The 14,666-nt window shown below is 31.7% G+C and carries 9 protein-coding genes; all 9 read right to left on the bottom strand.

All coding sequences use genetic code 11. The features are described from left to right. Positions 1-52: 52 nt before the first annotated feature. Entirely contained in the window at positions 53-3,538 is a 3,486-nt protein-coding gene (locus H0I23_RS05200; protein ID WP_216785397.1) for a DEAD/DEAH box helicase family protein, read from the bottom strand. A gap of 12 nt (positions 3,539-3,550) precedes the next feature. Next, complete coding sequence (locus H0I23_RS05195; RefSeq protein WP_216785396.1) at positions 3,551-4,141, bottom strand: hypothetical protein; 591 nt, start codon at positions 4,139-4,141, stop codon at positions 3,551-3,553. A gap of 237 nt (positions 4,142-4,378) precedes the next feature. Further along, positions 4,379-5,713 carry a hypothetical protein gene (locus H0I23_RS05190; protein WP_216785395.1) on the bottom strand — a complete coding sequence of 445 codons (1,335 nt, stop codon included), beginning with the start codon at positions 5,711-5,713 and terminating at the stop codon, positions 4,379-4,381. A gap of 12 nt (positions 5,714-5,725) precedes the next feature. Further along, the gene (locus H0I23_RS05185) at positions 5,726-6,961 is read right to left on the bottom strand and encodes a restriction endonuclease subunit S (protein WP_216785394.1); all 1,236 of its coding nucleotides are present in this window, start codon (positions 6,959-6,961) and stop codon (positions 5,726-5,728) included. Further along, positions 6,961-8,481 carry a class I SAM-dependent DNA methyltransferase gene (locus tag H0I23_RS05180; RefSeq protein ID WP_216785393.1) on the bottom strand — a complete coding sequence of 507 codons (1,521 nt, stop codon included), beginning with the start codon at positions 8,479-8,481 and terminating at the stop codon, positions 6,961-6,963. The genes H0I23_RS05185 and H0I23_RS05180 overlap by 1 nt, the downstream gene beginning before the upstream one ends. Before the next feature lie 27 nt (positions 8,482-8,508). Beyond that, positions 8,509-9,690, bottom strand: a complete 1,182-nt coding sequence (locus tag H0I23_RS05175; protein ID WP_216785392.1) for a hypothetical protein — start codon at positions 9,688-9,690, stop codon at positions 8,509-8,511. Then, positions 9,690-12,185: an N-6 DNA methylase gene (locus tag H0I23_RS05170; RefSeq protein WP_216785391.1), complete on the bottom strand. Its 2,496-nt coding sequence runs from the start codon at positions 12,183-12,185 to the stop codon at positions 9,690-9,692. Before H0I23_RS05170 ends, H0I23_RS05175 begins: the two co-directional genes overlap by 1 nt. 60 nt (positions 12,186-12,245) lie before the next feature. Continuing rightward, positions 12,246-13,244, bottom strand: a complete 999-nt coding sequence (locus tag H0I23_RS05165) for a YafY family protein (RefSeq protein ID WP_216785390.1) — start codon at positions 13,242-13,244, stop codon at positions 12,246-12,248. A 165-nt stretch (positions 13,245-13,409) separates the two neighbouring features. Beyond that, entirely contained in the window at positions 13,410-14,495 is a 1,086-nt protein-coding gene (locus H0I23_RS05160; RefSeq protein WP_216785389.1) for a Fic family protein, read from the bottom strand. Between the last annotated feature and the right edge of the window lie 171 nt (positions 14,496-14,666).

Genomic DNA, 14,666 nt, shown 5'->3' with positions numbered 1-14,666 from the left:
ACGACTTAACTATGCGGAGTAACTGCATAGTTAAGTCGTAATATGTTTGAAGTTAATTGGCTTGGTTAAATTCTTGTACTATTTTGAAAATCATATCTGCTTGTTTTTCTGTAAATACACCATCTATACCCATACTATGATAATTCTTAAATGGTGCATCGTATAACTTACTTGGTTCTATTTTACCATTTGAGGTTAAGAATTTTTTAATGGTATCTAAAAATTCTATTTGTACTGCGTTTAGCTTATAATCATTGATAAATTTTGCAAAAGCAGCATCCACTTTCTCTGGACTCAAACCCATTAATGATATAATGAATTGCACCAAACTAAACTGTGAACCTAATTCTTTCTCAATAGCTTCTTTATCTATACCTCCTCCGAATAAGATAACCTCTAATGCTTGTAGTTCTTCTTTTGTAATAGTTTCTCCTCTTCTAATTCTTGATATTGTAATATGATCTTCATTCTCACGAATAAGTTGCTCTAAACGATGCACGTTGTTTTGAAAAGGTGATGTGTATTCTGGAGTTTCTGTGCCTGAGAAATTCGTTGTTTTTATTTTATCAGTCAAAATATAATCTGCAAAGTCTGTTGTTACATAACGTTGGTCCTCTGGATCAATATATTTAACCAACTCACGAACCCCTTTTCTTAGTTTTTCAAGATGCACAATACCTTCTACTTTCCAAAAATCCTCTTCTAGAGGTAATTTGATTAATGCTTCTTTGGACTTTACTGCTGGAATAGTTGTTTTCTTTAGTAGCTTTTTTGATGTCCCGACTACTTTTGTAATAGGTATCATAAAGCTATTGATATATTCTTCACTATTTGGTGTTTCGAGTCTTTTTGTTATTAGCGTGAAAAGTAATTTATCATAATATCTCGCTAAGTCTGTATCTCCTTTTTGTGGTTTAACTAAAGGTGCTAATTCATCTTCTATATGCTTTACATCACGTTTGGATAAATGGTTCCAGATCTCACGATTATCGTTACCAAATTCGTGCACAATTTCTAGTTTCATTTTTACATCAAAACGCTCTAAATCTAGTGTTGCAATATCTTTATGCAAACCATCGAACAACTCCGTTCTAAAACTTTGTAGTGAATCATCGTCTATAAACTGATTGTTTTTTAAATATTCAGCAAGACGTAATCGCAAACCAAATAAAATCTCTGTCAAACTCTTTTGTGAGCTTGTTTCAATACCTTCTGGATTTTCATTAAAAAATTCAAAATTTCCACATAAGTCAAAAATCAAGAAATGTGTTTTGTCTTGACCTGCTCCAAACAAATCTGGACGTAAACGTGAACCACGTCCAATCATTTGCCAGAATTTTGAATATGATTTTACTGGCTTATAAAAGACTAGATTAACACAACTAGGTGCATCAATCCCTGTGTCCATCATATCTACTGAAATAGCTATTTGTGGTAAACGTTCTTTTTCTTCGTCACAAAAACGATTTATAAACTCTTTAGCTTTAGGCTCATTATGGGTTATTACTTTTACATAATCATTACCAAATTGCTCTTTATCGAGCTCCATAAAGGTGTCTTTAAGAAACTGTGCGTGCTTTTGGTTTTTAGCGAAAATTATGGTCTTGCCTAATTCGTCACCACCTCGTTTTTTAATACCGTGTTCTAGTACATATCGTAAGGTTTCTATAGCAGTAGGCTTATTAAATAACCAAGAATTTAATTCTGAAGAGGAAATCCACTCGTTACCTGTTGCTTCTTCACCATCTAATATTTCTTCTTCAAATTCTTCCTTTTCTTCATCAGACAACTCATCGTATTTAATCCCTTCACGAAGAAATTTAGTAGGGATTTCAATAGTGTGATATGGTGATAAATGTTTATTGTCTACTGCTTCTTGAAAGGTATATGCATCAGTAGGTGATTTATCTGCTAAACCAAATATGTGATAGGTGTTTTTATCTATACTATTTTTTGGTGTTGCCGTCAACCCTAAGAATAAGGCATCGAAATACTCAAATATGGCTTGGTATTTTTTATAGATAGAACGGTGTGCCTCATCAATTATAATTAAATCGAAATGTCCAACGCCATAAAAACGCGCTTCTTCATCACGACTTCGATCTATTAAACCCATCATAGTTTGATAGGTGGAAAACGCAAAACGCGCGTCTGGATTATCTTTTTCTTCTAACAGATTGACACTAGTATGCTCTGGTAAATGCTTTACAAAGTTTCGTTTTGCCTGATCTACTAAACTGGTTCTGTCTGCTAAAAATAGAATACGCTTTGCCCAATTACATTCTAGCATTAATTTTGAAAATGCAATAGATGTTCTTGTTTTACCTGTTCCTGTAGCTAATACTAATAGTGCACCACGATTAGTTCCTATTAATTTACCATCACTTTTATCATTACCTGCAAAATGTTCTGAAATACTTTTTATAGCACGCATTTGATACGAACGTCCTGATATCTCTGTATCTATAGGTGCAGTACGAATATCCATGCGGTGTGTACGACGAAACATTGCTGTCTGTAATTCTGCTTTTGTGTAAAAACCATGAACACGACGTGATTGTTTATGGAACTGATCGTCCCATAAGAAAATTTCGTAACCATTACTATAATACATTACTGGTCGACGACCATGCATTTTTTCTAAACTATCAGCATACAGTTGCGCTTGATTTTCACCTTTACTCGCACTTTCCAATGTGCGTTTTGCCTCTACTAATGCTAGTGGTAAACCGTCATCATCCCAAAGCACATAATCTACATATCCTGTCTCAGATACATTTGTAGATTTGGGCATATACTCTACCTTATATTCTTTATCGTTTATTCCCTTTAAATCCCAACCTGCTTCACGAAGTGCTACATCTATAAGGTATTTGCGTGTCTCTGCTTCGTTACATGGATGATTAACTTCATCTTCTACATTAGCTTCAACTTTATTCGCTTCTATTTGTACTTGTAATGCTTCTATTTGCTTTTTAAATAGCTCATTTTCATCAGCTAGTTGCTGTCTTTCGGCTTCTTTGGTTTTTAGTTGCTCTTGATACGTATCTAGTTCTTCATCAAGTTGCTCTTGAAGTTGTTTTATTTGTTTACGTGAAAGTGTACTGCCACCTTCTTTAGGAATGTAATCAAAGTCAAAAATTCCGATGTCACTTACTGGCTCTTTTGCATAAGATTTGATAAACCACTTGCCAAAATAGAAGAGTGCCTCAATTGCCTTGTGTGAATCTATATCATTTACTGGTTTATTGTGTGCTGCTAAGTTTCCTGCATTTTTAATGATGAATAATTCATTATATAATTTACGATTAAATTGTTCTTTAAATTGGGCCTGTACTAATAAGTTATGTAAGGTTGTGTTATATTGTTGCTCGAGTTTTTTGTCATTCGTATACATCCAATTTATAGCTTCTTCTAACGCCATACGACTATACACTAGTGATGTACGTGGGTCTGTAATAACCAACTGTTCTGCCTTAACTGCTCTATCATGAAAAGTGGCAAACTGATTTTTAAGAAATTGAAAATTTGAATTCATACTTCTAATATACTAATGTGTACGGAAACTATTCCATTTTGTTTTTAATATTCCCGCGAGCGCTACTTCTGTAAAATAAAGTTCATAGTCCTTTTCTATAGCATACAAAGCAACTTTGAAAGATTTTACATTTTCTTTTTTACATATTAATATTTCATTAAAATTTTTATGAATGTTTGACCTATCTATTTTATCATTTTCGTGTTTTGACATAAGGTATGCTAGTGAACATTGATTGTGTAACTTGCCAAATCCATGTTGTCTTAATCTTCTATAAACCGTTCGACTAATACCTACATAAACGGGTATAACCTTACCGTTTTCTTCTCTGCCAAAAACATACAAGCCTTTAAACTCATTTAATGACCTCGATTTTCCCGATAATATGTTTGGCAAATAACCTAAATCATCGAAAACCTTTTTATCTCTTATCACTGAATATTCTGGCTTTGCTCCACATGTTTTATGTAATTCCATATATAAAGCACCTAATTCTGGGCAATTACTTTCATTCAACCTGTCTAAGATAATAGATGCTATACCGTAAGTATTATGAAGCATAGCTTTTATGTCCGATGGAAAAGGTTCACTCTTATAATTCATAATGTTAAATGATTACTTTTTCTTGTTACTACTCTTTTACTCATAATAGGCTACTTTTTGCACCAACATTTACTTTTTAGTACCATGCTATAATCTAGTTAACCTGCGTTTTACTTATCAAAGCTTCTGACTTAATCTTTTGTAAACTGTTCTTTTAGTACCTACATACCCTGGTACAACTTTACCGTTTTCTTCTCTGCCGAAAACATATAAATTAACTAAGTCTTGGCATTTACTTTATTTAAACAGATTTTTATATTGCTCTTTTATCTCTAATATAAAATTTGCTAAGGGTTCTATATTATCAATAGTTGTATCTATTTGTTGCAAATAACTTAACGGAACTACCGTTTCTAAAAAATAACCTGCAGATATGGTCAAATAATTTCGATTGGTATTTTCAAAATTATCTTTCCATTTCATCGCTGCTTTCCAATCATAACCATCTATAGTATAATCTTCTAAAAATTGAGCTAATTGACCCCACTCTTCTCTGATATACTTACCCGTATGATTCCAGTGAACATCTCCAGAAATTAGCTCCTTACCTTCTTTAATTTCTTCTTGGCTTAAATTAATGCTGCAGATGTATTTATTGAAGTGACAGAATTTTAATTGATAGCCAGAATCTACATCAAATGATCTAGAGTTGATGTTTAAATGATGTGGAAGACTCCAGTTTTTATGCTTATTTAATAAATTTAACACTTGTGTTCCTTGGCCTTTTGTGTTTCCTGGCCATATGCCAAAATTTAAATTTAAACTACCATCTTCCTTTTCTGATATATAAATCAGAATTTCACGAGCCCAACCAAAATTTAGTTGTAAACCTATACGATCATGATACTCAAGGATAGGGTGCTCCTCAGAATCTATTGATTTTAATGCGGCTTTAAGTCGTTGATCTATTTTATGCGTTGATACTATATTATTTGATAAGCTTGCTAAAGGAGCTATAGGAATCCAATTAGGATTATGACTTTGCACTAATGTTATAAAATCTTCCAATAATATCGATGTACTATTCATCATTTTTTGAAAACCACTAATCCGTGTAACGAGCGCCATTACTCGTTTCCAATTATAATCTAAAGGAAATGTATTTTGTGGAGTAATTGACTCTTCTAATAGCGCAGCTACTTGTTGATATAGTTGCAAACTACAATCTGTATTATCTCGTTTTACTTCAATACAAAAAGCAATATCATTTATAGATATAAAAATATCTGTAATATGTTTCTTATTGTCATTAGGGGAATGACTAAAAAAATTAGCTAAATTTACAGGCAAACCACTCATAGCGATGGCAAAAACCTTAGAAAACTCTCCTTGAATATTTGTAGTATCTACCTGAATATCAATATCCCAACTATCTTTTTCAGTAATGTCTGAATATAAATTTTGAAAAATATGTTCTTGGTCGTTTTCATGAAAAACACTTCTTAAAAATTCATAGAGCAATAATGAATCATTCTTTAAACAAATAACAAAAGCCCTACTTAAGTTATCTTCAATGTTTTCTAATGAAAGGTTTTGACTGAAAGTGCGGAAAAAATTTAAGTGTCTATTCATGTTTTTTAATTTCTATACCAACTCCCCTTTAAACGCTTTTTGTAATAAGCAATTGAACAAATCTTCACTTTCTTGGAGCTCTTGTTTTGCTAACTTTTTTTGTTGGTCGATTAAGGTAATCTTTTCTGCGAATTGGTTTTGGAGCTTGATTGGTGGAAATCCAATTGTAATATCCATCAATTTTTTTGGGGACGTATGTTTAACTTTTGTTCCTGTAGATTCCATTTGTATTCTAGCTCTAATATTTTTTTGATTAAAAACCGTATAAATAAAAGTAGAATTCAAATTTTTCTTATACTCAATTAATCCAAGTCTTTGATTATGAAGAAATATCCCTTCCTCTGGAACTGAAATTACACTACCTAGTAATCCTGTAGCTTGTTCTGTCATAGCTATAAGTATATCTCCATTCTTTAATATATAATCATTAGGAATATCTCCATCATAATACTTTTGTTTTTGACCTTGACTTTTATAACCTCCAGCTTCGTTAAAATTTCCAGGAGTAAGCAGAGTATAACTACTTTTTGGTACAAAAAATTCACTCTTGAAAGCATAGCCGTGCTTAATGTTTATATAAGCTCCAATCGGATTTTCTTCCCATCCTTTCTCATTTATAACCGGATCCCCAAACATCTCCAAAAAGATAGCTTGTGCTAGCAAATCGTATTCTTTGAGTAGTTGTTTGGTTTTATCACGTAAGGCTGCTGCATCGTCTAGAATTTGGGCGATGTGTTTTTGGGTTTTTAGTGGTGGTAATAAAAAATCTATTTTTTTAATATGGCTTGGGCCAAAATTTAATTGAGCAGAACCTGTAATCAATTTTTGAAGCTGAGACGTAAAATGAACTGTTTGTAAATAATATTTAAAATAGTTTAAATCTACATCATCCTTCAATGCTTTGAAACGCATTGTACTTGTATTTAAACATAATGGTAAATGCTCTTTTTTAGCAAAAGCAATTTTATTATGAAAATTATCAACAACAATACCAGAACACGCAATTAACAAATCGCCTTCATCAATCAAAAAGTGTGCATATTTACCTGTTGCTTCTTCAGTAGACAAATGCTTATCTGTTGCTGACAAATCTACTTTACCATTGTTTATATTACCTACATTTAAAAGCTTAATTCCTTTATCTGTAAACTGCCATTTTCTAACACCTGGTCCTTCTTGAAAGAATAGTTTTTTAGCAATTTTTACTTTTTTCCAACCTTTAGGAATATGATTAAAATCTACTTTCATTAAAATGCCTGTTTTAAATTAGACATCAAGTCTTTTCTAGAGTCCTCTAATTCGTTTATCCTGTCTATTATTACTTTAGGCGCATCATATTCTACTTCTTCATACACAATTTCCTTATAACGGTTAATAGACAAATCCCAATCGTTTTCCTTAATTTCTTTAAATGGCACCAAAAAAGATTGTTCTGTTCTAGCTCTAGTATCTTTATTTCTTTTTGGGTAACGCGCTAAAATATCTGGAAGGTTAAATTTTTCATGCAATTCTTTTGCATCATCTGTAATCACGCCATCAAACGAAAAGGCTTCAAAAACTTCTGGTTCTACCAGTAAATTACGTTTATCATCTAAACTTTTACCATCGGCTAGCATATCGTAAAACCAAACATTGTCTGTACCACCATTATCGGTTTTTGTAAATACAATAATGGCTGTGCTTACTCCAGAATACGGTTTAAACACACCACTAGGTAAAGAGATAACTGCTTCTAGTTTGTGGTTTTTTACAATTTCTGAACGTATGCTTTTAAATGCTTTTCCTGCTCCAAACAGAACCCCATCTGGTACAATTACTGCTGCTCTACCACCTTTCTTCAATTGACGTAGCATTAAAGCTAAAAAGAGTAATTCTGTTTTTGTGGTATCGGTTACATTACGTAAACCCGGTGCAATACTTTCTTTATCTATAGTCCCTTTAAATGGTGGGTTTGCCAATACTAATGTATAAGCATCACTTATTGTATTATCTTTACTTACGGCATCTACGTCTACAATATTAGGTTCTTCTACACCGTGTAAAAATAGATTCATTGAGGCAATGCGTAGCATTGTAGCATCAAACTCGGTACCGTTAAACATGTGTTTGTTTATGTGGCTTTTATGTTTGTCTATTTCTGTAACACTATAATGCTTGTCTATATATTCTTTGGCTGCTACTAGAAAACCTGCTGTACCTACTGAAGGATCACAAATGGTGTCTTCTAGCGTAGGTTGCATCATTTCTGTCATTAACTTAATAATGTGTCTTGGTGTTCTAAACTGGCCAGATGTACCACCACCTTCTAGTTTAGATAAAAGGTACTCGTAAATATCTCCTTTTATGTCTTGTTTGGACATGTCTACACGTTCTAGTTTTTCAATGACTAAATCTAGTGTTGCCGCTTTGTTAATTCCGAAAGACGCATCTTTCATATAAGTGGAAAACAAACTTTTTTCACTACCTAAACTGCGTATGAAAGGGAAAATACCATCCACAGAATTATTAAAAATGTTGTGACGCGCTTGTACGTCCATTTCTTTTAAATTCTTCCATCTAAAGTTTTGCTGTTCTGGACCGAAAATAGGACTGAATTCTTTATTTAGACGTTTTGCCATACGTTCGTTTCGAGTTTCAGTTTCATCTAAATCTTTTATGAAGATTAGGTATGTTAACTGTTCAACGATTGTGATGGTGTTGGATATTCCACCAGTCCAGAAGGTATTCCAGATTTGGTCTATTTGTTGTTTTATTTGTCCTGTGATCATGTGTTGTTATGTGTGTCTGTATGTGTATTATAATTTTGTTATGTTTTTTGCTTGTGCTGATTCACTAATTGTGAATTTTATCGAGTCTCCGACTGAAAGATTCAACCTTGTGATATGGTCTCCATGAATACCAATTCTTTTTGTCCCATTATTAATTAATACAGTTCCCCAACCATTATCAGCAACATTTGTAATGACATCAGTTTTAAATTTATTTCCGAATTGATCTACTTCTATATCTTGCCAGTACGATTTATTTGTTGCTATATTACTGTTTGTTTTACTGTATCCATCGAACCAAATCAAAACGTCCATTAATTGCAATGCTAATGAGTATAATAAATAAGGTGTATTTATACTATTTCGATATGCTTGTATGTGTATGTTTTGAGTAACATCTACAGTAGTAGTATGAGAAGCTGCACCTGTGGTATGAATTATGTTTTTTACATTATTCGCAATAATCTTAGGAAAGTGTGTTACGGAGCAACTTACTTTTAAATGATTTGTATCACAACCGGAAAGGAACATGCAAGATTCGGTTAAATTAACATTACTACCTCCAACTTGGACACATTTATCATGTAAAAAACCGCAAGCATTTGCCATTCTAAACATGGTTTCCAATATAATTCTTAAATCAGTAAAATATGATTGATCACCAAAATTGTTATGAAAGCCTTTAAGACCTTTAAAAATTGAAATAAATGTATTTCTAGTAGAATTTGGGTATTGCTTTAAAATTTCGAATAACGTCTGATTTTCATGTTTTATTTGAAGTTCTAGTTGCGTGTCTGCTTCTGCTTTTATGTTTATTAATAGCTCTTTTACGTCATCTGCATTTTTTTTATTGTAACATCTAAGCTGAAACGCTTCAAGTATAGGATTGGTTGCATCTGTAAAATGGGTTTGACCAGAAAGCACAAAATAAGGAAATGCTTTTTTAGGAATCAGTTCATTTATCTTTTTAATCGCTGAGCCTAAACCTGCAGGATTTGGAGTTTCTGAATTTTCATCTTCAAAAAATAAGGCGTCTAATAAAATAACATCGTAGTGGTTAATGTTAGCCTCTAATGCAGTAAAACCTTCTTTAAATGAACCATACCCTTCTAATATTATATCTTGCTGTTCTGCTTGTAAAATAAATGGAAGAAGCGCTTCATCATTGTGCTCATCGTCAATCCAAAGTATGTTATATGTCTTACTCATTACAGTATAGGTATTATAAATGAAACTGTAGTACTATATTCCGAGTCTTCTTTGTTAGAAACAATGTTTAAAGCATTTTTACCTTCGTTATGTGCTTTTAATATTTCATTGACTTCATAACCTCCTAAACCTCTATTACGTGTAATACCAGCTGCAAAATTCTTTCTAGAATAATCTTTTAAAGCAAAGTCTTTAAGGAAAGAGACTCCTGTATTTGAAACTTTAACTTCAACATAAGATTTTTTACCATCAATATCATAATTAAAATAAGAAGCTTCCTCTTCATTACTTGTGAATGGTAAAATCTCAATATTAATTTTATTAGACATCTCTTTATTTGTAAATGCGTGATTTTTAGCATTATCCAATAGATTGACCAATACAATTCTTAATTTTTGAGGATTTCCTTTGATTAAAACTTGATTAGCCATTAATTCTTTAATATCCTCATGTATATCTAGTTTAAGACTAATATTATTGTTTAAGCTTTTCTTCTCGTCTTTTACAAATTCTGATAAAAATTTAAGAAAATGAAGTTCATTTAGTTCAAAATTTGAGACACTTACCAATGACGTGTTTTTATCAGCAAGTTCTTGTATATATTTTACATTTTTAGATATGGAATCGAAAGCATCAACTAATGTGAATTGTCTTTTTTGACTAATTAAATAACTCTTCCAATCTGGGTCTAAATTAGACAGTGCATTTTGAATTATTTCTATTGACGAACCTATGCTAAGTAAAGGTTTTCCTAAAATATGACTTAAAGATGTAGAGCTTTCAGTTTCCTCTTTATGAATACCACTGAGTATATTTTCTTTTTCTGACTCTATTTTTCTCAATCTTTTTGAGAGCTCAATGATACCGCTAACTTTAGCCTTTTGTTCTTGCATAGAAGGCAGTTGGAATATGATATTTTCTAAATCTTTTTTTCTTAGCATTGGCTGCACAGTACCAACTCTATAACTATCTAATTGTTCTTGTATATAATCTGAAGAAAACTCATTTATTAGAAATGTTGGATTAACAATGCTTTCATCTAGTCTTAATGCGACTACAGCTTGAGATATGACTATTGGGTCTCCGGTATAATTAAAAAACGTAGGCTTTAAGGTGTTCCATCTTGTTGCGATTAACAAACAAGATTCATTGATTATTCGAAAAGTTCCTCTCTTTATAGGTGTGTTTTCTAATTCATCACTAGTCAATACGCTGTCAAAAACGTCATCCTTTAGATTTCGAATTTGGACTTGTTTCATATGTTCATTGATAGGCGCTCTTAAACCACTAATAATAGAAGAAAAAGCGGAAAGTTTTGTCCCTTGAATATTTCTTAAAAAATATCTTCCAACTGATAGATCAAAATCATTTTTATATATTTCATCAGTCGTTACATATCTTAGATATTCGTTTTCCTCATCCAGATTAACAAGATCTATGATAGCTTTATCCTCAAGTTTTTTACTTCTTAGCCCATCTTTAGTAAAAAAACTGGAAGCATCTATAAATTTAATATATCCTGGTCGTGAAGAAATAGTTTTAAATATTAATATACAGACAGGAATACTCGTATTTAAAAGCAAGCCAGATGGTAATGTTATAATTGTATCAATTAAATCATTATCTATTAACCATCTTTTTAGTTTTGCTAAACGACCACCACTAAAAAGAAAGGATAGTGAAAATACAGTAATAAGTTTCCCGTTATTACTTAAGGAATGAATTCCTTTATCGATTAGAAAACTTTCAACGTCCTTATAATTTTCACCCGTTAAATAGGATCTAAAATGACTTTGTATTCGCATTTTAAATGGAGGAGTAGCAACTATAAGGTCGAACTTTTGAAATTCATTCCATTTCTCTATAGAATTATCTCGTTCGTACCCATATGTAAAAGGTTTATTATGGGCCTTTAGCCTCAATTGACCAATAGCCCAAGTGGATGCATTTATTTCTTGACCATAATATTCTTGATTTTCGTTAAGATAAATACCAAAAGAGGCCAAACCAGCAAAAGGATTATAAACTTTAGCGTTATTATCTAGATTAGCTAATTCAATTACTAACCTACTAATTTCTACAGGTTGAACTGATGCACCAGATCGTTTTCCTTGAAAATCAATTGTTTTTTTAAGTACAAATTCAAAAATCTCTTCAAAGTTGAGTTTTAAATAAAACTCATCTATTTGCTGGATACAATAGAATACTTCTTCTAATTGGCGTGGATTAATTTTCTGTAATATTGAAACATATTCTTGATATATTTTACTGTAGAATGAATCTTTGTTAATGTTGTCTAAAAATTGATGGTACCAATCAAAATGGTTGTCATATTTAGGATGTTGTAAAATCTCATCTTTATAAGTAGAAAGCAGAAACAAAATAACATGAAAACTACTAGCATCCAATGAATTGCGAAGTATATTAGCACATTGCCATACTTGATTAGTTATTCGCTCAAAAATTTCTTTATCTCTTATTTTATCTTCTCTCATAAGCTTCTTTAAATTCAATAGTACAAATTAACCACTGAACTATGCAGAGTGTCCGCATAGTTAATCTTTATAAAACTGTTGCATTGTTTTTGAATTTTCTCTCATTTGCTTTTTTAATTGCTCTGGCTCAAGCACCTCTATATCCTGACCATAAGACAACAATTGCTGGACTAATTCTTTATTTATTATTGTCTCAAACCAGACCTGATCCTGTTTATCTTCTTCAAAAAACTCTTCGTAATCTGGTTGAAATGGTTTTGTTTTAAAATAATTTCCCCTCCCATTATGGAAACGCACAACTACTTTCTGTACATTTTCGTTCATTCTAGTTACACCAACCATTGTTCTGAAGAATGTGTCCCAGTCTATATCTGATTTTAAATAATCGGTATCTTCAAGCGTTTCAAAGCTTATAAGTCTTTCATCTAATGGAATACTGTGTTGCCACCTTGGAGCTGTTTTATTATATCCAAAGACAAACCACCTTCTGTTATATTGTTTTAAAATATGTGGATGAAATTCAAAAACTGTTGATTCCTTGTCTTTAAAGCCTTTATAAACTATCTGTAAAGCTTGCTTTTTCTTAATTGCAAGATATAATGGCTTAAGGTGTTTAATACCTTTGTATTCTTCGTTATGATCATAAAATAAGATTTTTTTAGCATCATTTTCCTGTTCCTCTTCATCTTGAAACTTAATTAAGGCTTCTGCCAATTTGTTATACTTTGGATGATTTTCAAAACGCGATAATAATTGCTGCGCGGCTTCAATTAAATATTGTTCATATTTCTGTAATGGTCGTTGTGCAATAGAGAAATTAGTGTCTGAGTACTTATAAATTCTCATCCCTTCTTTTAGTGGTGCACCAAATCCGTCTTTATTATCCCTGAAAACTTTAATGTCCTCACGTAATGTTCTTTCTGAAATGTTTTCTCCAGGATATAATTCTTCAATTCCTTCATTTACAGTTCTTAATAATTCCTCAAAACTATAAGATCTATTGCGGAAGCAATAGTCTAGAATATTATATCTCAAATGTGCATGTGTACTATTTGCCATTTTTTTTAGATTTATTAAACAACTAATAATTCTTTTTTTTTAGAACTGTCTTAATCTGGTTCATGTTATTTTTTATCTGTGGTCGTAAATATATTGTCTCAAATTATATGTAAACGTAGCAAATTTAGGTAGAATGAACTTATACGCGACAAACCAGAGTAAAGTTTATAGCGCTTCTAAAACAGCCATTAATCTATGATTGAGATACAATTTTTCCTTACCCACCTTTTCAGAAATTAGAAACCCAGCATCTTCTAATGCTATCAAATAATTCCCGACCGTTTTTGGGGTTCCTAGTTTTTCATCAATTAAAAATTGTCGTTTGGTGTATGGTAGTCTGAATAATATTTCAACCAATTCTTTAGAATATGCTTTAGGCAATTTTTCTTTAATTTCAGCAGTCATTTGTTCCATTAACTCGGTGACATCTTTTAAACGCTTTAAACCTTTGTTAGCTGTATATTCTACCATTTCTAGCATATACAATATCCACGATTCCCAATCATTATTTTCGGTAACTTCACGTAGTTTATTATAATAATCCGCTTTGTTTTTTATAATATACTCGCTTAAATAAATAGCTGGAGTGTCTAAAAGTTTTTCTAATTTTAAATAGAGTAATAATAAAATGCGTCCTGTTCTACCATTACCATCACTAAAAGGGTGTATGGCTTCAAATTGATAATGCATTAACGCCATTTTTATTAATGGGTCTATAGTATCATTTTCATTAATAAAGGTTTCTAAATTGGCTAATTTCTCCCTTATAACCGTTTCTCCTGTTGGTGGCGTGTAAATAGTTTCTCCCTTGGCATTTTTTAGAGCAGTGCCAGGAGTTGTTCTAATACCTGCGGTGTTTTTTTTAATGCTTTGTACAATTTCAATACACAAATTTGTACTTATAAAAGGGCGTTTTTCTATATCATGTAACCCATTGTAAAGAGCCTCTTTATAACTTAGCACTTCTTTTGTAGCTGGGTTATCAAACTTTTTATCAGCAACTAAAGACTTGTATAAATCATCATTCGTTGTAATAATGTTTTCAATTTCGGAACTTGCTTTTGCTTCTTGTAGATGGATTGTATCTAAAAATAACGTTGGATTCGGTAAATTAGTTAACATACCATTAAGCTGTGCTAACGCTCTACTGGCATCAATAGTTTTACGTAAAACTGTAGTTGTCTCTAGTGTTTTTTTCGGAGGCAATAGCGGTAAGCTATTGTAGGGTATGTTTCTATCGAAATTTGGCATATTTAACAAGGGTAATATTTACTCACGTTTTATTAACGAGGGTAAATATAATGAAAATTTACCTTTGTAGTAAATACAAGAGTAAATTTTACTCTTGTATTTACCGTTTTAAAAATCAGTTGATTTTTTATTCATAAACAAGCATTAAAAATCGACTGATTTTCAAAATGA

This window comes from Cellulophaga sp. HaHaR_3_176 (genome assembly GCF_019021925.1).
Taxonomy (GTDB): Bacteria; Bacteroidota; Bacteroidia; order Flavobacteriales; family Flavobacteriaceae; genus Cellulophaga.
Note: the sequence above shows the minus strand (reverse complement) of the source record. Positions and strands in the feature narration are given on the sequence as shown.

Coding starts and splice junctions, on each gene's coding strand:
- H0I23_RS05200 (WP_216785397.1), bottom strand. CDS start 3,538: ATGAATTCAAATTTTCAATTTCTTAAAAATCAGTTTGCCACTTTTCAT.
- H0I23_RS05170 (WP_216785391.1), bottom strand. CDS start 12,185: ATGAGAGAAGATAAAATAAGAGATAAAGAAATTTTTGAGCGAATAACT.
- H0I23_RS05185 (WP_216785394.1), bottom strand. CDS start 6,961: ATGAAAGTAGATTTTAATCATATTCCTAAAGGTTGGAAAAAAGTAAAA.
- H0I23_RS05190 (WP_216785395.1), bottom strand. CDS start 5,713: ATGAATAGACACTTAAATTTTTTCCGCACTTTCAGTCAAAACCTTTCA.
- H0I23_RS05160 (WP_216785389.1), bottom strand. CDS start 14,495: ATGCCAAATTTCGATAGAAACATACCCTACAATAGCTTACCGCTATTG.
- H0I23_RS05180 (WP_216785393.1), bottom strand. CDS start 8,481: ATGATCACAGGACAAATAAAACAACAAATAGACCAAATCTGGAATACC.
- H0I23_RS05165 (WP_216785390.1), bottom strand. CDS start 13,244: ATGGCAAATAGTACACATGCACATTTGAGATATAATATTCTAGACTAT.
- H0I23_RS05195 (WP_216785396.1), bottom strand. CDS start 4,141: ATGAATTATAAGAGTGAACCTTTTCCATCGGACATAAAAGCTATGCTT.
- H0I23_RS05175 (WP_216785392.1), bottom strand. CDS start 9,690: ATGAGTAAGACATATAACATACTTTGGATTGACGATGAGCACAATGAT.